General features: G+C 42.0%; 22 protein-coding genes. 5 read left to right on the top strand and 17 right to left on the bottom strand.

Going from position 1 to position 24,016, the window contains the following annotated elements:
- Window positions 1-149: 149 nt before the first annotated feature.
- The 4 genes from GR929_RS09490 to GR929_RS09475 all read right to left on the bottom strand — a co-directional run bounded on the left by GR929_RS09490 (window position 150) and on the right by GR929_RS09475 (window position 4,390).
- Complete coding sequence (locus GR929_RS09490) at window positions 150-896, bottom strand: glycosyltransferase family 2 protein (protein WP_159519123.1); 747 nt, start codon at window positions 894-896, stop codon at window positions 150-152.
- 401 nt (window positions 897-1,297) lie between these two features.
- Entirely contained in the window at window positions 1,298-2,461 is a 1,164-nt protein-coding gene (locus tag GR929_RS09485; RefSeq protein ID WP_159519121.1) for a sigma-54-dependent transcriptional regulator, read from the bottom strand.
- Window positions 2,462-2,494: 33 nt separating this feature from the next.
- The gene (locus GR929_RS09480) at window positions 2,495-3,406 is read right to left on the bottom strand and encodes a Ppx/GppA phosphatase family protein (protein ID WP_159519119.1); all 912 of its coding nucleotides are present in this window, start codon (window positions 3,404-3,406) and stop codon (window positions 2,495-2,497) included.
- Between the two features lie 66 nt (window positions 3,407-3,472).
- Window positions 3,473-4,390, bottom strand: a complete 918-nt coding sequence (locus GR929_RS09475; protein WP_159519117.1) for a hypothetical protein — start codon at window positions 4,388-4,390, stop codon at window positions 3,473-3,475.
- Between the two features lie 249 nt (window positions 4,391-4,639).
- Here GR929_RS09475 and GR929_RS09470 point away from each other — a divergent pair, with 249 nt between their 5' ends.
- On the top strand, window positions 4,640-5,413 hold the full coding sequence (locus GR929_RS09470) for a zinc metalloprotease (protein ID WP_159519115.1): 774 nt from the start codon (window positions 4,640-4,642) through the stop codon (window positions 5,411-5,413).
- Window positions 5,414-5,581: 168 nt separating this feature from the next.
- Here GR929_RS09470 and GR929_RS09465 read toward each other — a convergent pair whose 3' ends face one another.
- The 9 genes from GR929_RS09465 to GR929_RS09425 form a co-directional block, all read right to left on the bottom strand.
- Entirely contained in the window at window positions 5,582-5,866 is a 285-nt protein-coding gene (locus GR929_RS09465) for a hypothetical protein (RefSeq protein WP_159519113.1), read from the bottom strand.
- A gap of 98 nt (window positions 5,867-5,964) precedes the next feature.
- Complete coding sequence (gene murI / locus GR929_RS09460; RefSeq protein WP_159519111.1) at window positions 5,965-6,801, bottom strand: glutamate racemase; 837 nt, start codon at window positions 6,799-6,801, stop codon at window positions 5,965-5,967.
- A 74-nt stretch (window positions 6,802-6,875) separates the two neighbouring features.
- Window positions 6,876-7,385, bottom strand: a complete 510-nt coding sequence (locus GR929_RS09455; protein ID WP_159519109.1) for an OmpH family outer membrane protein — start codon at window positions 7,383-7,385, stop codon at window positions 6,876-6,878.
- Window positions 7,386-7,508: 123 nt separating this feature from the next.
- Window positions 7,509-8,024, bottom strand: coding sequence for an OmpH family outer membrane protein (locus tag GR929_RS09450; protein ID WP_159519107.1), 516 nt, complete (start codon window positions 8,022-8,024; stop codon window positions 7,509-7,511).
- Window positions 8,025-8,088: 64 nt separating this feature from the next.
- Complete coding sequence (gene bamA, locus GR929_RS09445; RefSeq protein WP_159519105.1) at window positions 8,089-10,758, bottom strand: outer membrane protein assembly factor BamA; 2,670 nt, start codon at window positions 10,756-10,758, stop codon at window positions 8,089-8,091.
- Between the two features lie 13 nt (window positions 10,759-10,771).
- On the bottom strand, window positions 10,772-11,515 hold the full coding sequence (locus GR929_RS09440; protein ID WP_159519103.1) for an isoprenyl transferase: 744 nt from the start codon (window positions 11,513-11,515) through the stop codon (window positions 10,772-10,774).
- A gap of 5 nt (window positions 11,516-11,520) precedes the next feature.
- The gene (locus tag GR929_RS09435) at window positions 11,521-12,315 is read right to left on the bottom strand and encodes a DUF6089 family protein (protein WP_159519101.1); all 795 of its coding nucleotides are present in this window, start codon (window positions 12,313-12,315) and stop codon (window positions 11,521-11,523) included.
- Between the two features lie 187 nt (window positions 12,316-12,502).
- Complete coding sequence (locus GR929_RS09430) at window positions 12,503-13,384, bottom strand: NAD kinase (RefSeq protein ID WP_159519099.1); 882 nt, start codon at window positions 13,382-13,384, stop codon at window positions 12,503-12,505.
- A gap of 12 nt (window positions 13,385-13,396) precedes the next feature.
- Window positions 13,397-14,062: a CBS domain-containing protein gene (locus GR929_RS09425; protein ID WP_159519097.1), complete on the bottom strand. Its 666-nt coding sequence runs from the start codon at window positions 14,060-14,062 to the stop codon at window positions 13,397-13,399.
- A 53-nt stretch (window positions 14,063-14,115) separates the two neighbouring features.
- Between GR929_RS09425 and GR929_RS09420 the strand changes: the two genes are divergently transcribed.
- Window positions 14,116-14,832, top strand: a complete 717-nt coding sequence (locus GR929_RS09420; RefSeq protein WP_159519095.1) for a pyridoxine 5'-phosphate synthase — start codon at window positions 14,116-14,118, stop codon at window positions 14,830-14,832.
- Between the two features lie 54 nt (window positions 14,833-14,886).
- Window positions 14,887-15,696, top strand: a complete 810-nt coding sequence (locus GR929_RS09415) for an alpha/beta fold hydrolase (RefSeq protein WP_159519093.1) — start codon at window positions 14,887-14,889, stop codon at window positions 15,694-15,696.
- A 26-nt stretch (window positions 15,697-15,722) separates the two neighbouring features.
- Here GR929_RS09415 and GR929_RS09410 read toward each other — a convergent pair whose 3' ends face one another.
- The 4 genes from GR929_RS09410 to GR929_RS09395 all read right to left on the bottom strand — a co-directional run bounded on the left by GR929_RS09410 (window position 15,723) and on the right by GR929_RS09395 (window position 22,098).
- On the bottom strand, window positions 15,723-16,184 hold the full coding sequence (locus GR929_RS09410; protein WP_159519091.1) for a GNAT family N-acetyltransferase: 462 nt from the start codon (window positions 16,182-16,184) through the stop codon (window positions 15,723-15,725).
- A gap of 104 nt (window positions 16,185-16,288) precedes the next feature.
- Window positions 16,289-19,414, bottom strand: coding sequence for an efflux RND transporter permease subunit (locus GR929_RS09405; RefSeq protein ID WP_159519089.1), 3,126 nt, complete (start codon window positions 19,412-19,414; stop codon window positions 16,289-16,291).
- Complete coding sequence (locus GR929_RS09400) at window positions 19,415-20,623, bottom strand: efflux RND transporter periplasmic adaptor subunit (protein WP_159519087.1); 1,209 nt, start codon at window positions 20,621-20,623, stop codon at window positions 19,415-19,417. It abuts the gene before it with no gap.
- A gap of 35 nt (window positions 20,624-20,658) precedes the next feature.
- On the bottom strand, window positions 20,659-22,098 hold the full coding sequence (locus tag GR929_RS09395) for an efflux transporter outer membrane subunit (RefSeq protein WP_159519086.1): 1,440 nt from the start codon (window positions 22,096-22,098) through the stop codon (window positions 20,659-20,661).
- 243 nt (window positions 22,099-22,341) lie between these two features.
- Here GR929_RS09395 and GR929_RS09390 point away from each other — a divergent pair, with 243 nt between their 5' ends.
- Together GR929_RS09390 and GR929_RS09385 are read left to right on the top strand one after the other, a co-directional pair.
- Window positions 22,342-22,911, top strand: a complete 570-nt coding sequence (locus GR929_RS09390) for a DUF502 domain-containing protein (protein ID WP_159519085.1) — start codon at window positions 22,342-22,344, stop codon at window positions 22,909-22,911.
- 161 nt (window positions 22,912-23,072) lie between these two features.
- Window positions 23,073-24,008: an ABC transporter ATP-binding protein gene (locus GR929_RS09385; RefSeq protein WP_159519084.1), complete on the top strand. Its 936-nt coding sequence runs from the start codon at window positions 23,073-23,075 to the stop codon at window positions 24,006-24,008.
- Window positions 24,009-24,016: the final 8 nt, after the last annotated feature.

Raw genomic sequence — 24,016 nt, 5'->3', positions numbered from 1 at the left:
TGATCTTATTTCTGCGGTTAAGCAATGGGGTGAAAGTCAGGTTACCCTTTTGTTCTCCAAATAGGACAGTTGTGGGTCGGATCGCTTAACAATAGTGGAGACGATCAATTGGATTTTGAAAGATAATATGATACCTGTTTTCAAGTTTATTAGTTCCCACGAAATATTTTATCCTTCACTATTCCCCATTTTTGTAATCTATATTGAACAGCGGTTCGCATTACGCCTAAAGCATAAATTGTACTGTTTTGTAAATTTATACTTGAAGCATCGTTAAAGTATTTTGTGGGACAAGTAATTTCCGCAATTTCGTAACCTGCATACCAAATTTGAGCAAGCATCTGGTTGTCGAATACAAAATTATCGGAATTTGCATTGAAGTTAACTTTTTCGAGCGCCTGACGAGAAAATGCCCGATAACCGGTGTGATATTCTGAAAGCTTGGCGTTCATCAAAAGGTTTTGGATAAAAGTGAGTCCGCGGTTTGCGACATATTTGATCACTGGCATGCCACCCTTTAGCGCACCTCTTCCTAAAATGCGAGATCCTAAAACAACATGATAGAGTCCGCTTCCAATCAAGTGGCTCATGGCCGGAATCAGTTTGGGAGTGTATTGGTAGTCCGGATGAAGCATGATCACAATATCAGCTCCTAATTCAATTGCTTTGTTGTAGCAGCTTTTTTGATTTCCGCCATAGCCTTTGTTCTGATCATGCCGGATGATGTGTTTAATTCCAAGTTGTTTGCCTACTTCGACGGTGTCGTCATTGCTATGATCATCAACTAAAATTACATCATCAACGATTGAGAAATCAATTTCATCATAAGTGATTTTTAGCGTTTTAGCTGCGTTGTATGCCGGTAAAACGACAACTACCTTTTTGTTGTGAATCATTTGACTGTTAGTTTTCGAGATCTGAGATATTGCTGAATCAGTTTCAGATTTGAAAACCTAAAAATAGCTAATTTATTGCAAAAAGGAAGTGGGAAATAAAAAAGGAAAACCCTGAGATTCGGTCCGTTCCCCGGGAAACAATAAACCCCGGGGTGAAGTGTTTAAATACGCCATGACAACAACAAAAACTTTCCGGCTTCAGAGGCTTTCCTTAAATCTTAATATGTCTTTTTATTAGTGGCAAGATGTCAATGCTTACAACAAAAAGCAGGTTGACATGAGCCTGAAATTATACTGATCTCTAACGGTGAAACGCTTCTAGTGGCGCTTCGTTCAGTTATAACAACGGATACCAAAAGTTGTTTGAAAAAAAACGGAAAACATCAAATAAGAGGAGCCGGTTATTTGATCGAAGTCGCGAAAGCCTCTACATCTTCAGCCGAAATCGACTTATTCCCAAGGATAATCAGTCGTTCAATTACATTTCGGAATTCACGAATGTTACCGGTCCAGTTGATTCCCTGAAGTTTTTTAATCGCCTCACCGCTAATTGTTTTTTCGGGCATGCCGTATTCGTTGCAAATCTGTTTGATGAAGTGGCTGGTTAATTCAGGAATATCTTCCGTTCGTTCGTTCAGCGTTGGTACTTTAATCAGGATGACACTTAATCGGTGGTACAGGTCTTCGCGAAAGTTGTTGTTGTCAATTTCTTCACTCAGGTTTTTATTGGTGGCTGCAATAACCCGAACATCAACCTTAATTTGTTTATCGCCCCCAACACGGGTGATGATACTTTCTTGCAAGGCTCGTAGTACTTTGGCTTGTGCTGATAAGCTCATATCACCAATCTCATCGAGGAATAAAGTACCACCGCTGGCTTGCTCAAATTTTCCTTTACGTTGCTTAACGGCCGATGTAAATGCTCCTTTTTCGTGTCCAAACAGCTCGCTTTCGATTAAGTCGGCAGGAATGGCAGCACAATTGACTTCAATAAAGGGCCCGGTAGCCCGATTGCTTTGGTCGTGCAGACGACGGGCAACAAGCTCTTTACCTGTTCCGTTAGCTCCGGTAATCAGCACGCGCGCATCGGTTGGGGCAACTTTGTCGGCCATGCTGATAACTTTCGTCATCGCATCAGAGCTGCCAACAATTTCGTATTTCTTGTTGACTTTCTTTTTCAAAACCTTGGTTTCGGTGATCAGATTCGATTTATCCATCGCATTGCGAATCGTAATCAATAGCCGATTCAAATCAAGTGGCTTTTCAATGTAATCGAAAGCACCTTTTTTGATCGACTCTACAGCCGTATCAATATTACCATGACCGGAAATCATAACAACCGGAGCATCCGGAGCGAGTATCTGAATTTTTTCAAGCACTTCAATGCCGTCCATTCCCGGCATTTTGATGTCGCACAAAACGATGTCATATTCATTTTTTCGAATCAGATCAATTCCTTTTTGTCCATCTTCGGCTAAATCCACCTGGTATTTTTCATATCCCAGAATATCTTTTAAGGTATTTCTGATGCTTCGTTCGTCGTCGATTACTAATATTTTAGACATGCTTATGCGGTTTTATTTGTTCGGGTTTCAAATTTAGTCATAAATCCATTTGTACAAAATGCCTTCGCGCAAGGCAAAATCAGTTTGTGTAATTTTCTCAATCTCCAGTTTTTCAATAACCAGCCGAATGAAAATTAAAGCAGGCACAATCATTTCTACTCGCAGGGGGTCCATCCCTTTCATTTGTTCCCGTTGTTCTTTGGTCGAAAAGATTACCTGATCAGCGATTCGATTAAAGTCGTTCAGGCTGATTGCTTGCTGTTGTCTTATTTTTGTTCCGGGCGAGGTTTGGTCGATCAGGTCTGCAATGGTATCGAAAGCTCCCGAGCAACCAATCAGTTGTAGCTTGCCTGGTTGAACGTTTCTCCACAACAACTCCAGCCCTTGGTCAAAATATTTTTCTACGGTACTTATTTCATCAGTCGTTATTGGATCTGATAGAGGGATTTGCTCAATAATTCGGGCCATTCCCAATGGGAAACTTTCTTTCCAAACGATTTGGTCGTTATTGGTTTCGATAAATTCGTTGCTTCCTCCGCCAATATCCATGATCAGGGACTGTTTTTCAAGTTTACCAAAGGCCAGTTTTACGCCTTCAAAAATCAATTGAGCCTCCTGGTCGCCCGAGATGGTAACTAGTTTTATTGTTGTTTCTCTTAATAAATGAGTCTCAAACTCTTTGCGATTGGCTGCATCGCGCACGGCCGACGTGGCAATGGCAAAAACCTTATCGACTTCATATTTCTCAATGGTTTGCCGGTGTTCGTTCAGTGCATTGGTAGCTCTTACAAAAGCTTCGGGAGTAAGCAGCTGCTTGTTTATTCCGCCTTTGCCCAGCTTAACACCAACTTTCCCTTGATAAATTAGTTGGTAGTTTTTATCCTTCACCTTGGCAATTAAAAGATTGCACGTGTTGGTTCCCAGATCGATAACAGCCAGTTTCATATTTTTTCAATTAAATTGATTGACAAAGATAAGAAATGAGAGTTGTCTGTGGGCGATGACCCTCGTTTACTCACTTAATTTAAAAGGCGACAGTGGGTGCCAATTAATTCCGATATTGATCGAAGTGTAAGGATAGTCGCGAAGACCTGTTTTATATTCGGCGAAATAGTTGAACTTTTCATTCGTTAAAATCAGACGTGCCTTGAATTGAATCGGTTTGTCGTTTCCGTAAAACTTCCAACCGTTGTAGCCGGAGATTCCAAATGCGTATTCCAGCTTTTTATGATTGAACTGCGTCTCAATGCCCCAAAGAGGGCCTTCGTTTTGTTCCAGGTCGTCTTGGTTGGTTTGCCAAAAGTAATACCCAAGCATTGCATTGAGCTGCCAGCGAAAGTTTTCGTGATTGATAAGTTTCTTCCCCAAGCTGGCGTAATGCCAGTGTGCAGGTAAATCGGTGTACCGGCCATCAAAAATACTTCCGCTGGTTGTTTTCAATACCGAAACAAGCATGGCCGACGGTAAGCCGCGTTTCTCTTTTGTTAATTGGATGAAGGTTTTCAGTATGATGTCGCCCAGGTCGGTACTCCAGCCCGGGTCATCTTTGTATAATTGGATGATGTCGCGTACTTCGTTGGTGACTCGGAAATAGTCAATCAGGTTCCATTCGAGTCCGAAAGCCATAAAGTTTTGCACAACCGGAAACCGAAAATCAAGTTTGAAGGTATGCCCGTTGTCGCCACCGTTATCTCTGTAATAGTTGTCAATCGATACTTTAAACTGCGAATCAGTTCCTACTTGCCCGTTTAGTATATCAGGGATGGGCAGGGCATTCGGGCCCATCGTTCCGGGGGCAATCAGTAGTGTCGTGTAATCGCGCGTTGGCGAATTATGATAGTAATGAAAGAAATCATTCGTGCTTTCGCGCTGAGAAAAGCCAAGCTTAAAGACAAACAACAGGATTATAAATAGGGTAGGTGTTTTCATTATTTTTGAATAACCAACAGCTGAGCACTTATGTTTTGCGAGAAAAGAAAAAAGATTCTAAAACCGGTGTGCAAACTATTAAATATCAGTTACGGCTTGGAACACTTGCATGAACATTTAATTCAGAAATGCATTCTACTTAAAAGGAAAGTCGGTAAAAGGAAACGAGCATGATCAATAATTCTCACAGAGGAGCATAATTGTCGAGCGAGTTACATCGGATGCCTTTAAAATAACAATGATAAACACATGAAAAATTTATTGAAATCGTTCTTTGTCCTGATCGCGGGAATTGCTTTATTGGTTCGTTGTGGCGATGATGGTAACTCAGTCATCGATACAGAAAATCCGGGTACGAAACCAAAAGATGTTGTTGTTACTCCCCATAGCTACCTGTCCGAAGATGAATACGACCAGCTATTGATTGAGTTTGTTTATGTTGACGGGTACAAGCCTTTAGATGCCTCAATCAGGCAACTAAGATCATTTTTAAGCGAGCGCCTGCACAAGAGCAAAGGTATTGGTGTGAGGCTGACCGCTATTCCATCTCCCGGGAAAGCGACTTATTCCCTGGATGACTTGAGGGCTATTGAAGAAACACACCGGACACAATATCCGGAAGATAACAAGCTGGCCGCGTGGTTCTTTTTGGCCGATGCCGATTATGCCGGTAATAAAGAAAATTCGAAAGTGCTTGGCGTAGCGTACGGTTCAAGCTCCATGACTATTTTCGAAAAAACAATACATGAATTTTCGGGTGGGCTGGGCGAGCCTTCGCAACATGTGCTGGAAACAACCGTGATCGAACATGAATTTTGCCATGTTATGGGGTTGGTGAATGCTGGTACCGGAATGGTGCAAAATCATGAGGATACAGAACATGAACACCATTGTGATAATGATAACTGTTTGATGTATTATGCTGCTGAAACCAGCAATTTTCTTTCCAATTTTATTGGAAGCAGCGTGCCCGATCTTGACCAAAACTGCATCCGTGATTTGCAAAATAATGGTGGACGATAAATTAACCGGTTTTTCGCACCTGGCCGGTGAAGTGAAGTACCCAACAGTTTGATGCAGTGGCTCGTTACTGCTGTTTGTTTCGAAATCGAACTCGCATACACGCAACACAATAACACGGCTTGTTGAACCAAACGAATTTTGGCGGCTGCCAGCTTGCGTGGTATTACTTCAAAATGCGTTTGATAGCTTCTCCACGGGCATGGCTAAGCGATAAAACACGTTTTTTACTGTGCCCATGCCCATGGTGGTGAGCCCAAACGCGTTTGGAACCATAACCGGGCTCATGGAGATGAAAGCAAACACGTTTGAGCAGACCTCCACGCACACACTGACGATAGCAAACCCATTTGAAACCGTCTCCATGCCAATGGTGACGCAAAAAAACGCGTTTGAAGCCATCTCCATGCGGGTGGTGACGTAAAAAAACGCGTTTGAAACCTTCAACCACGCCATGGGGGAGGCTTGTTTATCAGCTAGTTGGGTAGTTGAGGAGGAGGAGGCCCTGTGGCGCTCGGTCGTTTGTGAGTTCGGTCGTTTCGAAGGAGGACACGTTAGAGTTCAATTTTATCAGCCTGAATATCGTACCCTAAAAACTGAGCTGCACGGGCTTCAAAAAAATGTGGATCTTCGGTCGTTAAGTATTTTCGGGTCGAATGTTTAGAACAGTTCGACTCCATTTCGGGGTGGCGTGCAAGGTATTCATATAACTTTTGTGCTACTATTTTACCTTGCTCAATAATATTGACCTCCTGCCGGGGTATGTATTTTCTGATACTGTCAATAAGCAATGGGTAGTGCGTACAGCCTAAAATCAAACTATCAATCGATGGATCTTTCTGAAACAATGATTGTAGATTATCTTGTACGAAATAGTCGGCTCCAGCGGTGTTCATTACATTGTTCTCAACAATGGGAACCCACATCGGGCATGCCATCTGGGTTGTTTGCTTCACCCTTCCGTTCGACCATTTCTCCAGCTCAATAGGATACGATTCAGATGCCACTGTTCCTGATGTGGCGACAACTCCCACATGACCATTTTTCGTCATTTTAGCCACTTCCTCAACACTTGGCCGGATAACCCCCAGCACACGTTTATTCGGCGCAATGACTGGCAAATCTTTCTGCTGAATGTTTCGCAACGCTTTTGCCGAAGCGGTGTTACATGCCAGAATAACCAAATGACAACCTTCATCAAACAGTCGCTTTACCGCCTCCAGAGTATATTCGTACACCACATCAAACGAGCGCGTGCCATATGGGGTGCGGGCATTATCGCCCAAATAAACAAAGTCGTACTGAGGTAAAAGATCGACAATCTCCTTGAGAACAGTTAAGCCTCCGTAGCCCGAATCAAAAACGCCAATGGGTTGGTTACTCGCAGTCATTTATATTCTTTGCAAACAAAAATAAAAAAAGCCGTCTGAATCAGACGGCTTTCTTGAAACTATTTCGTTATAGCTTATTGAATTCCTAGCTTTGCTTTAACAAGTGGCAATAAATCAATACTTTGATTTGACTTGTACAACAGGTTGTTTGAGTCAAACACGTAAATTACACCTTGTTCTTTCGCAACAGCTTCAATGGTTTCATTGGCTTTTGCAAAAATTGGTTGCATCAGCTCACTTTGTTTTTGTTGCAAACGTTGTTGTGCCGAACTATTAAAGCTTTGAATGCGCTGTTGAAGGCTCTGTAATTCTTCAACTTTTGATTGATATACGATTTCAGTTAATGAATCTTGCTTGTTTGATAAATCCTGCAATTTAGTTTGATACTCTTTTTGCAGCGTTCCCATTTGATCTTCTAATCCCTTAGCCTCTTTCTCGATGGTAGCTTGTGCAGTTTTTGCCTCAGGCATTGCCTGAATTAAAACCTGTGTATCAATGTGGGCAAACTTTAATGTTTGTGCATTTACCATTCCTGCTGAAAGGAATAGAACCGCTACGAAACAAATTTTGAAAATACTTTTCATCTGGTTATTTTTTCTTTGTTAGTTATTATTTTTCTTGTTTTAGCTGAATTAAATCAAATTAACAATTCTGAAGATTTAACTTGTTTTGTCAGATTTTAAAAATTCGTTGACAAATATAATTGATTAATTCTTATAACCAAGCTTTTCAAGCACCTGATCACTAAGATCATATTTCGGGTTTGTATAGAGCATCGTAAGGCTTCCGGCCTTGTCGAAGATAACGGCGTAGCTCCCTTCGTTGGCTAGTTCCTGAACCGCATTAAACACATCATCCTGGATTGGTTTAATTAAGCCCTGACGCTTTTTAAATAAGTCTCCTTCGCGTCCAAAATACTTACGCTGTAAGTCTTTGTACTCTTTTTCTTTACTAATAATGACATCTTCACGTTTGCGTTTCATTTCTTCGGAAAGCAAAACAGCTTCGGCCTGAAAATCCTGATACATCTGCTCAATGTCAGCATGCATAGTCTCCAGTTCCTTTTGATATTGTTTGGAAATTTGATCTAGCTGCTCCTGCGCTGCATTATAAGCCGGAATATTTTCTAAAACATATTCTGTATCGATGTAGGCGTATTTCTGAGCCATCGCTGTTGCTCCAAAAGCAATCAGAAAAACAAATAACAATACTTTTTTCTTCATGGCAATTCTATTTAAATTCATACTATCTCCGAGGTTTACAAATACCGAGCCATTCTTATAACGATCAGAACTGCTGCCCGATAACAAAGTGAAACTGGCTTCCTCCAGCATTCGCTTTATATCCTGACTCGTCAAATCCATATCCCCAATCGATTCCCATTAAACCAAACATGGGTAGGAAGATTCGGACACCAGCTCCTGCCGATCTTTTTAAATTAAAGGGGTTATAGTTTTCAAAGTCCATCCAGGCATTACCAGCTTCAAGGAAACCAAGTACATAAATGGTTGCCGACGGTTTTAAGGTAATCGGATATCGCAGTTCCATTGTAAGCTTATTGTACATATTCGAGCCAGTATTGGGGCTCAAACTATAATCCTCATAACCACGAAGAGAAATGATATCGGCTCCATAGTAATTGTATCCAGACATTCCCGATCCTCCAACCCGGAACCGCTCAAACGGTGATCTCCGGTTTTTATCGTAGTAACCTAAAAATCCGTATTCAAATTTGGTGTGCAATACCAGGTTTCGATTTGTTGAAAGTGGCGTAAACCAAGCACCTTTCATGTTCCATTTATGATACTCAATCCACTTATACTTATCTTCGCTCGATAGGTTTGGATCACTGTAGTCAACATCGTCAAACAAGGAGAATGGTGGCGTAAACTGTAAGCTAACAGAGAACTCAGAACCACTTCTCGAATACAATGGGTTATCCACCGAATTTCGTCCAAAAGCCGTTTTAAAACTCAGGTTATTGAAGCTTCCATTACCGGAATCACTATCTTCTGTAACAAAAGAGTAGATTCCACTAGACATATTCTGCAATTTATAGTGCTCCAATGAAAGTTCATGATAAACCGTGAAAAAGTCATCCGGCCATTTCAAACGATATCCATAACCCAATGCCAAACGAGTAGTTACCTGAATCTGATCCTCATCTGATGATTGACTATCGTTGTAGGTGTAATTTGATCCGGGATCGTATCCATAACCATAAGGGTTATATCCGTATGGGGAATAACCTCCATAACCTCCTCCATATCCGTAGGGTGAATAGCCTCCTCCATAGCCTCCATAACCTCCATAGGGGCTACCATAACCACCACTATATAGGTTGTTGTTGGCCGAATAATTCACACGCGAATGTGAAAACGAAAGGGAGAATGAATTTGGTTTTTTACCTCCTAACCATGGCTCGATAAATGAGAAACTGTAGGACTGATAAAACTTTCCACTGGTTTGTGCCCGCAAGCTTAATGTTTGTCCATCTCCGGTTGGCAAAGGACGCCAGGCTTCTTTATTGGGAATGTTACGAACCGAAAAGTTTGAGAATTTCAAACCAACTGTTCCTACAAACATATTGGCTCCCCAACCTCCGGAAAGCTCGATCTGGTCGTTTGCTTTCTCCTGTAACTGATAGGCAATATCAACAGTTCCATCTTCGGGATGCGGAACAACATTCGGATTAATAGCCTCGGGATCGAAGTGTCCCAGCTGCGAAAGTTCACGAACCGAACGGATGATCTTTGATTTACTAAATAAATCTCCGGGCAGTGTGCGAATTTCTCTTCGGGCAACATGCTCATGGGTTTTTGTATTTCCTTCAATCAGCACCTTGTTAATTGTAGCCTGGTTTCCTTCATAAATACGCATCTCATAGTCGATCGTATCATTTTCAACCCTGGCTTCAACCGGATTTAAATTGAAGAATAAATAACCATTATCGAGGTATAGGTTGCTCACGGCATCCTCATCTTCGTTCAATCGCTTGTTCAATAATTTTTGATCAAATACATCTCCTTTTTTAACACCAAGGTATGCATCGAGATATTCGCCGGGATAGATTGTATTTCCAACCCACTGAACATCTCCGAAATAATATTTTTCACCTTCGTCAATCCATATGTCCAGGCGAATCAGGTCTTCATCAACTTTACTGATGCTATCTTTTACAATTGTAGCATCGCGATAACCTTCCTGGTTATATTTATCGACAACATTTTTCTTATCCTCGATAAACTTCTCTTCATTGAATTTCTTTGTCTGGAAGAAGTTTCTCAACCGCTTTTCATTGGTTTTCTTCATGGCTTTCCTCAACTTATTCTCGTTCAGTTGCTCGACACCGTGAAAAACAATTTCGTCGATTTTAACCTTCTCCTTTTTATCCACGTTAATATCAAGGATAACGCTGTTTTCGGAGGCTGTATCGTCGCGCTGAACAATATTCACCTCGGTATTTAAAAAGCCTTTTTCCAGAAATATCCCCTTTATAATCCGCTCTGCATTATTTAACTGGTTGTCGGTTACCTGACTTCCTTTCAAGAGCAAAACCTTTTCGGTAATGTCATCTTTTTCACCTTTGGAAACCCCATAAAAATTAACATCTGCCAGTTTGGGTCTTTCCTGTAAATAAATATCCAGCCATATTTTACTGCCCTCTACTTTGCTGGCTTCAATTTTTACATCAGAAAACATCTGATGCCCCCACAGCTTTTTTATCGCTGTCGTAATTGCTTCGCCGGGAACAGTGATCTCTTCACCGACCTCTAAACCCGAAATTTGGATCAGGACATCAGCGTCAAGATAGCGAATACCCAGCACCTCAATGCCGGCAATCGTGTACTTTTTAGGACTTGAATAGTAAATCGAGAAATTAGTGCTTTCGTTAATTTGTGCATAAGCACTCACACTAAATAAGAATAGAATTAAGAAGAATTTCAGTTTTTGCATTTTCTGGAATTGATTAGCTAACTAATTGTTGACTTGTTTTACCAAACCGTCGTTCCCTGTTTTGATAATCACAAATGGCCTCATACAAATTTTCTTTCCGAAAGTCGGGCCAAAGAACAGGAGTGAAATAGAATTCGGAATAAGCTATCTGCCAAAGCAAAAAGTTGCTTATCCTGTTTTCACCACTTGTTCTGATTAATAATTCGGGGTCTGGTATTCCAACTGTAGCAAGGTAGTTATCAAGTATATCTTTATCGATATTGTCAATTTGTAATTTGTCGTCTTTTACGTCTTGTGCAATTTTTTTAATGGCTTCGGTTATTTCCCATTTCGAACTATAACTAAGCGCCAATACCAGCGTTAAACCAGTACATTTGCTCAATTCATTTATCGACCAGTTGAGTTTTGTTTGAACATCTTTTGGCAGGCTGGCAAAATCACCAATCATTGTCAGACGCACATTTTGTTCTTTCAATTTTTCCGTTTCATCATTGATGGCCTGTACCAAAAGTCCCATTAAAGCATTCACTTCATCATGGGGTCTCGACCAGTTTTCGGTGGAAAAGGCATATAAGGTTAAATACTGAATTCCTATTTCAGTTGCTCCTTCAACAGTTGAACGAACCGATTCAACACCATGCTCATGCCCAAAAATTCGTTGATTCCCTTGTTTGGCTGCCCAACGTCCATTTCCATCCATGATAATGGCAATGTGCTTCGGTAATTTATCTTTCTGTATTTTGTCCTTAATGGTCATTTACTCTAGTTAATATTTTCATATACCGGACATTCATTTCTTCCCCGGTAAAACCGATAAGTTAAATGAAGCCCCAAATGTAAGGTGAAATCGTTGTTATGCAAGAAATCATTGTAATTTACCCATCCTTCAGTGGTTTCGCCAGCCAGATTAGTTGTTGTTGAGTAATATTTTCTCGGATCATCCAAATCGTCAATCTTATCATTAAAATATTTCCTGAGAATAGCCTCAATGCCCACACTCAACCGTCCTCCAACATTAAACTTAAATCCAAACCCGACGGGGATGTTTAGCGCAACAACTGCTTCATCCTGGCCGGTTAAAAGCTCGCCTCTGACATTTGCTGGTACTCCTGCCAGTTGCCCGGGGTTTAGATAATACACCACAGGGCTTAACCGATTTGGATCGTACGTGTAATTATACAAACTGGCTCCAACTCCTCCAAGAAGATATGGCGTAGAGCTATATCGCTTGCTCCCGATAATATATCGAAAGAAATTAAATTCTCCCATCAGCGAAATATCGGTCATAAACTTGTCGAACTCCCAAGGCTGAGTTTCAAACTCACCGGTCGCACCAATTGTTCCTAACATCGCACTTGTTCTTAAACTCACACGCGAGTTAAAGTTGTAACGAAAAAACAATCCAACATTTGGATTCAAAGAACTTGCTTTATCTATGTTTGTCACGTCGCCAATGTAACTTCCAATGCCTCCCCACAAACCAATGTCTGCTGTATTCTGAGCCGAAACTGAACTTAAAGTTAGGGTACAAAAAATGACTGCAAAAAATCTTTTCATCGACTATCTTTTTCTTTGAAAGGTTGATAATAAAAAGACAGTATGGTAAAACATTCTGGCATTCAATAACGACATTAAAATCATAACTCCTTCCAAGAGCTACAAAAGTAATATAATTCTCAAAACATCTTACCGACTGCTTATTATAAAACCGAAATAGAGGTTAAAAATTGTTAAGCATAAAAGTTTAATTTCTTCGGTCAGCTCCCCACATCAGCTTGTTACGAAGTGTATTGAAAAATCCATGCCCGGGAAGCTTAAGGGTTTTTACATGAAAATCGGCTTTGCTGATGTGTAATTCACCTGGGAAATGAATCGCTTCAGAACGAGAGTCCAGCGATGCAAGAAACTGTGAGCCACGGCCTTCAACCTGCAAGCGGATGGAAACATTTTCGGGCACAACAATTGGGCGAACGGTCAGATTATGCGGGGCAATCGGAGTAATTACCAGGTTCTTTGAATCAGGAGTAAGAATTGGCCCCCCAACGCTCATTGAATAGGCTGTAGATCCGGTTGGGGTGGAAATTATGAGCCCGTCGGCCCAGTAGGTACTTAAGTAGTCATCGTTCAAATAGGTGTGAATATTGATCATCGACGATGTGTCAAGCTTGGTTACAGCAATCTCGTTTATGGCATAATTAAAATCGCCAAACAACGCTCCTTTTTCTTTCAAACACAGCACCGAACGTTCTTCAATCTGGAATTGCTGATTCAGGATCTGGTCGATCGCTTCGTGCATATCATCGCGCGAGATATCAGATAAAAAGCCCAATCGTCCGAGGTTAATCCCAACTGCAGGAATCGATTTGTTTTTTACCGTCAGTACTGATTGCAGAAAAGTGCCGTCGCCACCAATACTGAATAAAAACTCAACATCATCCGGCAGGTCTTTTCCCGACGTAAAGACCCCGGCAACTTCAGCTTTTAAAGAATAATTGGATTGCAGAAAATCGAAAAACGGTTTGTAAATGTAAATATTGATCTGTCGGTCTTTCAGCAAGGAAAATAATTTGGCTAAGTCGGGGGTGAAAGCAGGTTCGATATTAATTCCAAATATTGCAATTATCATATATTGACGGCACTAAATGTTCATATATTTCATTAATTGATCAAAGCGGTCGTCGTAAGTATTATTCAGGATTGAGTCATCCATAAATACTGACCGAATCGAATAGTCATACCGTACAAAGGTCTGTATTATTCGTGAAAGGTCAACCTGATTTATTTTCAGGGTAACTAAAAATTCGTTGGGTCCTTCTCCTTTATAGGTGTATATGCTCAAAATCTTCGCATCATTCGACTCAACGATCTGGGCAATTTGCGACAGCGAATAATCCAGTGGAGTGAGCTCCAAAACGATAATACCGCCAGGTTCGTGCACAGCCATCAGGCTTGCCAGTTTTTTCGACAAATCCAGAACCGAAATTACCCCTTGATAGGTATGCTCTAAGTCTAACACCGGAACAAGCGTTAATTTCAACTCAGACATTATCGAAGCCACTTCGTAAATATGCTGATTAATGTGCACATGGGGTTGCAGTAAATGATCGCGACAACCTTCCATTTTCACCTCAATTAAATCCAGGTCATAAACGGCCTTGTCCGAAATCAAGCCAAGGTACTCATGACCATCAACCACCGGAAGGTGCGATATTCGGAAAATCTCCATCCAATTCAACGCTTTCTGCCCGTCATCGGAGAGTCTGAGCGATGGGATAACATCTGATATGAGTTCTTTTGCGATCAATTTTTTATTTGTTTCAATTCTAAATTGTAACTTGCAGCCCTTATTTGATCATTATGACCAGACTTAGTGTAAATATAAACAAAATAGCAACATTAAGAAATTCGCGGGGAGGCAAAATGCCCAGTGTGCTTGATGCTGCAATATACTGTCAGAAATTTGGTGCCGAGGGAATTACTGTGCATCCACGCCCCGACGAACGACACATTACCCGTCAGGATGTTTATGATATTAAACCTCACATTACCACCGAATTTAACATTGAGGGATACCCTTCGGAAGATTTTATTCGTTTGGTGACCGATGTTAAAGCCGATCAGGCTACGTTAGTTCCGGATCAGCCCGGGCAACTTACTTCGGATCATGGGTGGAACACCGTGGAGCACCACGATTTTCTGGTTGATGTTATCAGACGCTTTAAAGCTGTCGGAATTCGCACATCTATTTTTGTGGATCCTGATTTAAAAGCCGTTGAAGGTGCTGCGGAAGTAGGAGCCGACCGCATTGAGTTGTACACCGAGCCGTATGCCAGCATGTATTTATCTGATCCTGATAAAGCCGTAGCTCCGTTTGTTGAAGCTGCGAAACTGGCCAAAGAATTAGGCTTGGGCATTAATGCCGGACACGATCTCAGCTTAAAAAACCTGAAATTCCTGATCGATAAAATTCCATATATTGATGAAGTCTCAATTGGGCATGCTTTAATTGCAGATGCGTTGTATATGGGACTTCGGGATACTATTCACGAATACCTGGAGTGCATTGAGCCTTAAAGTAAACGAACAACTAATCACTAAACTTAAACAGAACAAACAGCACGATTAGTTATGAAATTATTTTATCGGGAAGAAGGAAAAGACAACCAACAAGTTATTGTGATTTTACACGGCCTTTACGGGTCGTCGGACAATTGGCTTACCGTAGGGAAAAAGCTGGGAAAAAGCTATCATGTATATATGGTTGACCAACGCAACCACGGTCGATCGCCCAATGCCGAAACGCATACCTACGAAGACATGACGGAAGATTTAGCCACTTTCTTTGAACAACGTCAGATCGACAAAGCAGTGGTTATTGGTCACAGCATGGGTGGAAAAACAGCAATCTTTTTTGCTGCCGAATACCCCGAAAAAGTCGACAAACTGATTATTGCCGATATCGCACCCAAAAACTATTTCGAACTACAGGAAAAAGGACAGTATTATCAACATCAACATATTTTAGAATCGCTGAAAGAAGTTCGACTTCACCAATATGATTCGCGTGAAGATATCGCCGACTTTTTAACCTTGAAACTGGACAACGAAAGTTTGGTGATGTTTCTACTCAAAAACGTATACCGAAAAAAAGACACGAAGAAATTCGATTGTCGCATCAATGTTGATGTTTTGTATGATCATCTTGATGAGATCATCAGTGGGGTTAACTACCGCTGGCTGGAAGACCGCATGCCGATTTTAAATTATCCGGTTCTGTTTATTAAAGGCGAGAAGTCACCATACATTTCAGCCGAAGACGAGAAAAAAATTAAAGAGATTTACCCGGAAGTGAAATTCGAACGAATCCCCAATGCCGGACATTGGCTACATGCAGAACAACCTAAACTTTTCATGGAAGCGTTGGAGCGCTTTATTTAACGATCGGATATTTCAACTTTTCCCGGTCAAATTGATTTTCCCAACACTAACATTTGTGATCCATCAGGCAGATAATTGTCGATACGCCCATGCTCGGTGAAACCATATTTTTTGTAAAATCGAATTGCCTTTTCGAAATCGGGATGCAAGTAGGTTTCAATGAAGAATTTCTGATAACCCAAGTCGCCAGCCTTTTCATGAACAGCATCAAGCAAACGTTTTCCAAAACCTTGTCCTTGCAACATTGGATCAACAGCAAACCAGGCGAGCCAAACGTTTTCCGGTGGGCCCCATTCGTAATGATGTAATCCAACGATGCCTTGTATTTTATCAGCCTTCCACCATAGATAGTATTCACGTCCGTCATTCATCCCTTTCTCCATACATTCAAAATGAAAGTTCATGGTTTTATCAGCCCATTTCCCTTCATTCTCATTCATTGCTCTCGCAACCAAATTGGCAGCTCCCGCGATATCTTCTTTTTTCATTTGACGTATTTGTACTTGCGCATCGGTTCCTGACATGTCAATTTAATTAAAGTTTCAGAACGGAAAATTAATAAAACCAGCGACGTTATACCAAGTTGTTTCACTTAGGCGATCATGCGTGCTTTCTGACGCTTTACCGCTTTAACCACATCCTCCAAAATCATGTACAGGCAAGGAACCAAAATCAGGATAATTGAAGTTGCAAATACAATTCCGAACCCCAGTGAAATGGCCATTGGAATGAGGTAGTAAGCTTGGCGTGAACTTTCCAGGATAATTGGAGTTAAACCACCAAAGGTTGTAAATGTAGTCAGGATAATGGGACGGAAACGACGTAAGCCAGCCTCGTGAATAGCATCAAATACCGACATACCTTCCCGCTTTCGGTTGGCATAGTCAATCATAATCAATGAGTCGTTGACAACAACACCGGACAGTGCAATGACGCCCATCAAGCTAATCAATGACAAATCGTACCCGAGCAAGATATGGCCAATTACTGCTCCAACAATCCCGAAAGGAATGGCGGTCATTACAATCAAGGGCTGAACGTAATTATTAAACGCAATGGCCAGCAATGCATAAATAATAAGCATGGCCAATGCAAAACCGCCCCACAACGCCTGCGTTGACTCCCTCATTTCCGCCTGGCTGCCTTCAAAGCTCCAGGTGATTCCGGGAAAGTCAGCACGCAATTGAGGCAGCTCTTCACTTTTAATGGATGCCAACACTCGCGTTGTTGCATTGGCCGGTTCAACGTCCATCCCTACATTAACCACCCGACGACCATCCCGGCGATTAATTGATGTGAACGCTTCACCTTGCCGCACCTCAACGACGTCAAAAAGAGGAACTTCCACCCCATTCGGTGTTCGAATAACAAGATCTTCTAAGTGATAAATATCCTGTCTTTCTTCCAGCGGTAATTTAACCCGTACTTCAATTTCGTTGGTTTCGCGCAATTGGCGCATGGCTAAAGCACCGTAAAATGCATTCCGAACCTGCCGTCCAACTTCGGAGGGCGTTAAACCGAGGCTTCGCCCCTCCGGCAAAAGTTTGAAATCATATTGCATTTTCCCTTTGTTGTAGTTATCGCTCACGTCACGAGTCGCCTCATAGGCTTCCATCCGGTCAAAAAATGCCTGGCTTGCTTTCTCCAACACTTCAATATCTGAGTGGCTTAAGTCAACACTAATATCTTGCTGATAACCGCCGGGGCCTCTTTCTGCTTCAAAAGTAATCTGGTCAACTCCTTCAATGTCGCCAATTTCATTACGCCAAAGTTCAATGACATCCCGGGCTGTCATATCGCGCTCATCGGGCGGCAACATTACAATTTCAACGTCAATGAAACTCTGTCCCCGGACATTGGTTTTAATTCCTTCGGCAACTTCGTACAGATTGTGCTCGTCGAACATTTTTTGAGTTGACCGGGTGATTTCACCAGCCACTTTCGCTGCCTGTTCCGGAGTTGTTCCTACCGGAAGCCGCACTCCTGCCTCGATTTCGTCTGCAGCAACTTCCGGCATCATGATAACTCCCATGTGGTCGCTGTAGGCATATCCACCAACAATTAGAAACAACGCAATTGCGCAACTAATGGTAATGTATCGGTGCTTCAAACTGGTTTCCAAAAATGGACGATAATAGCGATCGACAAAACGATTGAAGCCTGTTGCGAATTTCTGTTGAAAACCTTCGATCCGCTGAACGATTTTATTTTTTTTCCTGGGATTACTGTGCCCCAAATGGGCAGGCAAAATAAATAAGGCTTCAAAAAGCGATACGGCAAGAACGACGATAACCACCATCGACATCGGCCACCAGAATTTCCCGGTAGTTCCCGGGATAAAGAGAAGTGGAATAAAGGCGATGATATTGGTGAGAATACTAAATACAACGGGCTTGGAGATTTCTTTCGTCCCCGCAATTGCGGCCTCCATGTTTCCCATTCCCTGCTGTCGCTTCTCATAAATGTTTTCACCCACAACAATAGCATCGTCTACAACAATTCCCAGAACGACTAAAAACCCAAACATCGAAATCATATTAATACTAATCCCGGCTAACGGCAGAAACATGATTCCTCCAATAAAAGAGATTGCCATTCCCATCATGACCCAGAATGCCAGTCGAATCTCGAGAAATAAGGCCAGAATAATTAAAACGATGACGATCGCCAGAATTCCATTCTCTGTCAAAAGCGATAAGCGTTCCTGGTAATCTTCCGCCCGATTACTATCAATCCGGTATTTTACACCAGGAGGAAGTGATGGCTCAAAATCAGCTAACACACCCTGAACTTTCTCTGCAATATCCAAAGGAGACTGGTCGCCCACTCTGAAGATTTCCAACTCAACTGAAGGCTGTTGATTGAACTGCCCGTGAAATCCTGTCTCCTCAAATCCATCGGTTATCTCAGCGATATCTTCCAGCGTTATTCGGGCTCCGTTTGCAGCAGTAATAATATCAATTTGGCCAAACTCTTCGGCCCACTGCTTGCGTTCTTTCATTCGCAAAAGTATTTCGCCGGTTTGTGTTTCTACTGCTCCGGCAGGAATGTCCTCGCTTGACTGCATCAGTAACGATGCTACTTCATCAAGCGTTAAGTTGTACTCCCTGAGCTTGTGATGTGGTATCTCCACATGAGTGACATAGTCGGGCACATTACCGATTTCTACTTGAGTGATGCCATTGGTGCTCAGTAGGATATCGCGCAATTGCTCGGCCAGCTTTCTTAAAGTCCAAATATCGGTGTCGCCGTATAATCCCAACTCCATCACATCGCGCTGCTGAGACTGCAAAACCACTTCGGGTTCTTCAATGTCGTCAGGAAATGTGCGAATGCGATTCACCGCCTGATCAATATCCTGAAACGCTTTCATGCGCTCAGAGCCAGTTACCAGCTCAATGACAACACGGCCAGAACCTTCCCTGGCTGTTGAGGTAATTTCCTTGATTCCCTGTACTCCCCGAACGGCTTCTTCAACAGGCATCAGTATTCCCTTTTCAACCTCTGCGGGAGCAGCTCCCGGATAAACAACACTCACCTCAACAATATCCAACTGAAATTGGGGAAACACTTCTTTCTGAATGTAGAGCATAGTCCATATACCTCCGCCAATCAAGATTAGCATAAGCAGGTTTGCTGCGATTGAATTTCGAGCCATATATGCAATCGCTCCCTTTGACTCTTTTTTCTTCGTATGATCGTTCGTTGAATTGGCCATCTACTCGTTCCCTCCTTCCATTTGGAATTCACTGTCGCCGGAAGATTGTTGTTCTCCTTTACTTTCGGTTCGTAAACTAACACCATTCACAACAGTGGATAAATTGGTAGTTACAACCTGATCTGTTGTTGATAAGCCTTCCTTTATATAAGCGTAATTGGCGTCCTGAAAGATAATATCGACATCGCGAATTTGAAGCTTCTTATCCTCCATGACCCATACTGTTTGGTTTGCCCGAAGGTAATCGCGACTCAATCGTATCACATCCGGAATTTCTTTCCCTTGAATACTAACGTCCATGAATGCTCCTAAAATCAGTGGCTGTTCACCGCTATTTTTTGTTGCTAATGGATCAGAAACTTCAACCAGTATACGTGCAAGGCGGGTTTGGTTTTCCAGTGAACCAATGAGCCGGGATACTTGTCCGGTGCGAAACTCATCTTCTGCCCAGGCGGAACGATTTCGAACCTTAGCCTTTGAAGCTTTTTCATGATCGTCAGGAAAAGAAATCCACCGCAGCTTGGCTAATGGCACACTGGTTTCGACCCAATAATGCTCGATTCCAACCAGTCGGCCTAGGTTTTCGCCCCGAGCCACTTGGGAGCCGATATTAACATTCCGGCTGATGATATGCGCATCAAAAGGTGCTCTTATGTTGGTGCGCGACAAATCCAGTTCTGCCTGTCGGACAGATGCTTCTGCTGATTCAATCCTTGCTTTAACCGCATTTAACTGAGGCTCTCGAAGTACCAACGATTGGTTTTGCCCTTTGAGTGCATCGCTAACTAGTTCTAAATCTTGCTTTGCCACCTGCTGTCGTCCCATTTCCATGTCGAGATCCGCCTGTGCCTGGTGCAATTCACTTTGCCGCATTTGCAATGCATTTTTATAATCAGCGGAATTTATCCGAAGTAAAGTTTCTCCTTTTTTTACAAAACCACCGGGAGTAAATACATCCGAACGAAAAATAACCTCTCCTTCCACCTGCGAACTCAGGTTAACATCCTGCTCAGCAACGACCACGCCGGTAGCAACAATAGCAGGCCGGAAATTTCCACGATCAACACCAACAACATCGACCAACATTGCGGTTTGCTTCGTTGCCCCTTCTCTTTTTGCCTTCGGTTCTGTTGAAAAAATGATGAGCGTTACTCCCGCTGCTACCAGCAGAATGATTACGCTAATAATAAGTGTCTTTTTCGAATTCATATATTCTCGGTTCTTTTAATACTTACTTAAAAAGATTATCTCCCTTCTAAAACATCTCCCGCATCAGATACTTTTTCAAGCTGTAAGTCGAATCCTCCAGCCAATGCCCGATAAAGCAAAATTCGATATTTCAAAAGCGTTAGATTGGCCGCCAACAGGCTGCGTTGCAATTCTTGTTGGGCATTCAGAGCAGTCAACACATCCAGATAATTGCTCATCCCGTTAAAATACTCCAACTGTAGCTGTTTGTAGGTTTTTTCTGACAACTTAACCTGTTCTTTCAGATTGGCAATTGTTTGCTGCTGCATTGCTTCCTGCACCAAGGCATCCTCAACCTCCCGGAATGCGGTTAAAACAGCTTGCCCATATGCATACAGATATTGATTCTTAATCGCTTCTGAGCGTTCAATTTCTGCATTGATTTGCCTTCCGTAAAACAGGGGAGCGAGCAAATTGCCAGCAACAGAGTAAGCCCAATCATCAAACAACTTATCAGCATTGATTGCAGCCGTTGAGATGGAAGCTGAAATATTCAGACGGGGATAACGATTACTGATTGCAGCGGCCAAATCCCGATCGGCAGCCTGTAACAAATTATAGGCATTTTGCACATCAGGTCGCCGCTCTACTAATTCAACGGGCAAGCCAGTTTGCGGTAGAGGCGGAAGGTCTGGCAAACTATCCAACGCCAGAGACAAACTCTCCGTAGGCGTTTTCCCAAGCAAAACGGCTAACTGGTGCTCCAGTAATTTTAATTGGACTCTAGCTGCGAGTTCGCGTTCACGGGTTGCTTCCAACAACTGCTGCTGCCGAAGAATATCCACTCCTCTGACTTGTCCATATCCAAATCGTGCTTTAATCGATCGCAGGACTTGTTCGTTAATATCAACCTGCGAGGAAGCCAATTTGAGTTGATTTTTCGCTTCAATTAGCTGGAACCAGGTTGTTGCAATCTCTGCAGAAAGAGATAGGGCGGCTGTTTGAAAATCTGCATATGACGCCTGGGCCCGATATCGTTCAGCCTCAACACTCGACTTGATTTTCCCCCACAGATCAACCTCATAATCGGCGCTAAGCCCTAGCTGTAAAACCTCACTATCCCGAAACTGTGATTGAGACCTGTTCTTTTCCGCTCGTAATGAAGCATCAACAAAAGGATAGTAGTTGGATGACTGTCGTTTAACCACCGCCTGTGCCGCTTTTAAACGCTCCCATGCGGTCTTTAAGTTAAAATTGGAATACAGCGCACTGTCGACCAACCGATTTAATTGTGGATCATTAAATGCTTCCCACCATTTATCAGAGAGAGTGGCTGTACCAGTATCAGAAAATTTCGCTGAGCGTTGAATAGGTATCGACTCAGTCGTTGTCTTTGGTGAACAGCCAACAATAAATATGACGATCAACATCACAATTCCTGTTCTTCGATTTATTTCCTTACCACATTTGCATTTAAACTCTCCGACATCAATCATGAACCTATCTGTTAGTATTTCAGCACCTTAATAGAAGGTGATTAAAAGAATAACAATACCCGTCTGAATGAAGTTCAAATTCAAACTAACCAAATAATATAACAATTGTTAATTCAGCAGTAAACACAGGAGAGGAGCAACCTGCTGCCGGCTTCAATATTTATTATTGATGATCTTAATTCGACCACAGGTATATTTTGTAACTTTCGGATCGAACAAAACGAAAACTTTAACATCAGAATAATGAAAAAGCTTTTTACCTATTTCATGCAGGGACTGGTTTTAGTAGCTCCCATTGCGATTACAGTTTACATTGTTTTTCTCATTTTTGATTTTGTTGACGGCTTGCTTCGCGACCAGCTGGCGAGTTGGTTTGGCTATGCCATCCCCGGGTTAGGGCTGGTAGTCATTTTCATTCTTGTTGCTGCCCTCGGATTATTAGGTAATTACATTGTTGCCAGCCCTTTTAAAGTGTTGAGCGATCGTATTTTAAAAAGAGCCCCCCTTTTGAAAGTCATCTACAGTTCGTTGGTTGACCTGTTTTCTGCATTTGTAGGGAAAGAAAAGAAGTTTAATCAACCAGTCTTAGTTGAAATCAACAAAGAAAATCGATTGTGGAAAATAGGTTTTATCACCCAGCAAAGCATGGCCGAACTTGGCATGGAGGGTATGGTCGCCGTATACTTTCCTCATTCATATAACTTTTCCGGCGAACTATATGTGATCGACTCATCGGCTGTTAAGAGTCTGAATATGGCACCTTCCGAAGCCATGAAGTTTGTTGTTTCAGGAGGAGTAACACAGGTCAATTAATTTGAAGAAAAAGTCTAACTTCCTGGCATCAATAGGGTCGCTCATGGATTCAGAGCTTACATTCACCGAAAACTATCTTCCAGGTCAGTCTATTTTACTAAACTTGTATATTTATATTTTCTAATTGCAGATAAAGCTACATTTAATACAAAAACAAACTCATGGAAATTTTTAAAGCGACCAATGTTACCAAAGATTATGCTGGTCACCGGGCACTCGATGGGGTGAGCATTTCGACAAAGGAGCAAAGCATATTTGGATTACTTGGGCCAAACGGAGCCGGGAAAACGACCTTAATACGGATTATAAATCAAATTACAGCTCCGGATGCAGGAGAAGTGCAGTTATTTGGTCGTAAGCTGAAAGCAAATGACATTCAGCATATTGGCTACCTGCCCGAAGAACGAGGGCTGTACAAAAAGATGAAAGTTGGCGAGCAAGCCTTATACCTGGCACAACTAAAAGGACTCAGCAAAAGGGATGCTCTAAAAAGCCTCAAGTATTGGTTTGAGAAATTTGAAATTCAACCCTGGTGGAATAAAAAGGTTGAAGAGCTTTCGAAAGGGATGCAACAAAAGATCCAGTTCATCATCACGGTTGTTCACAAACCTAAATTATTGATTTTTGACGAACCATTCAGTGGATTTGACCCCATCAATGCGAACTTGCTTAAAAATGAAATTCTTGATTTGAAAAACCAGGGAGCCACCATTATTTTTTCTACCCACAATATGGCTTCAGTCGAAGAAACTTGTGATCATATTGCGCTGATTAATCAATCAAAAAAAATATTGGATGGCCCAATTGATGAAATCAAGGAAAGCTACAAACAAGATATTTATGAGATCGAAACAACTGTTCCACATGACGTTACTTCGGAGTTTTCAAGAAATGGGTTTCAGCTAATTGATTACGAACTAAAAGGGCTCAGTCAGCGGGTAAAATTCCGACTTGAAAAAGAAATGACCAGCAACGATTTACTTCAAATGCTCATGCAAAAAATGGAAATCCGCTCGTTCCGCGAAGTTATTCCTTCGATGAACGAAGTATTTATCCAAGTTGTAGGGCACGCCAACCCTAAAAAACAAACCGCATGAAGCGAGTA

Source organism: Sunxiuqinia indica (assembly GCF_009847015.1).
Lineage (GTDB): Bacteria > Bacteroidota > Bacteroidia > Bacteroidales > Prolixibacteraceae > Sunxiuqinia > Sunxiuqinia indica.
The sequence above is the reverse complement of the archived record's forward strand: the minus strand, read 5'-3'. Positions and strand labels throughout refer to the sequence as shown.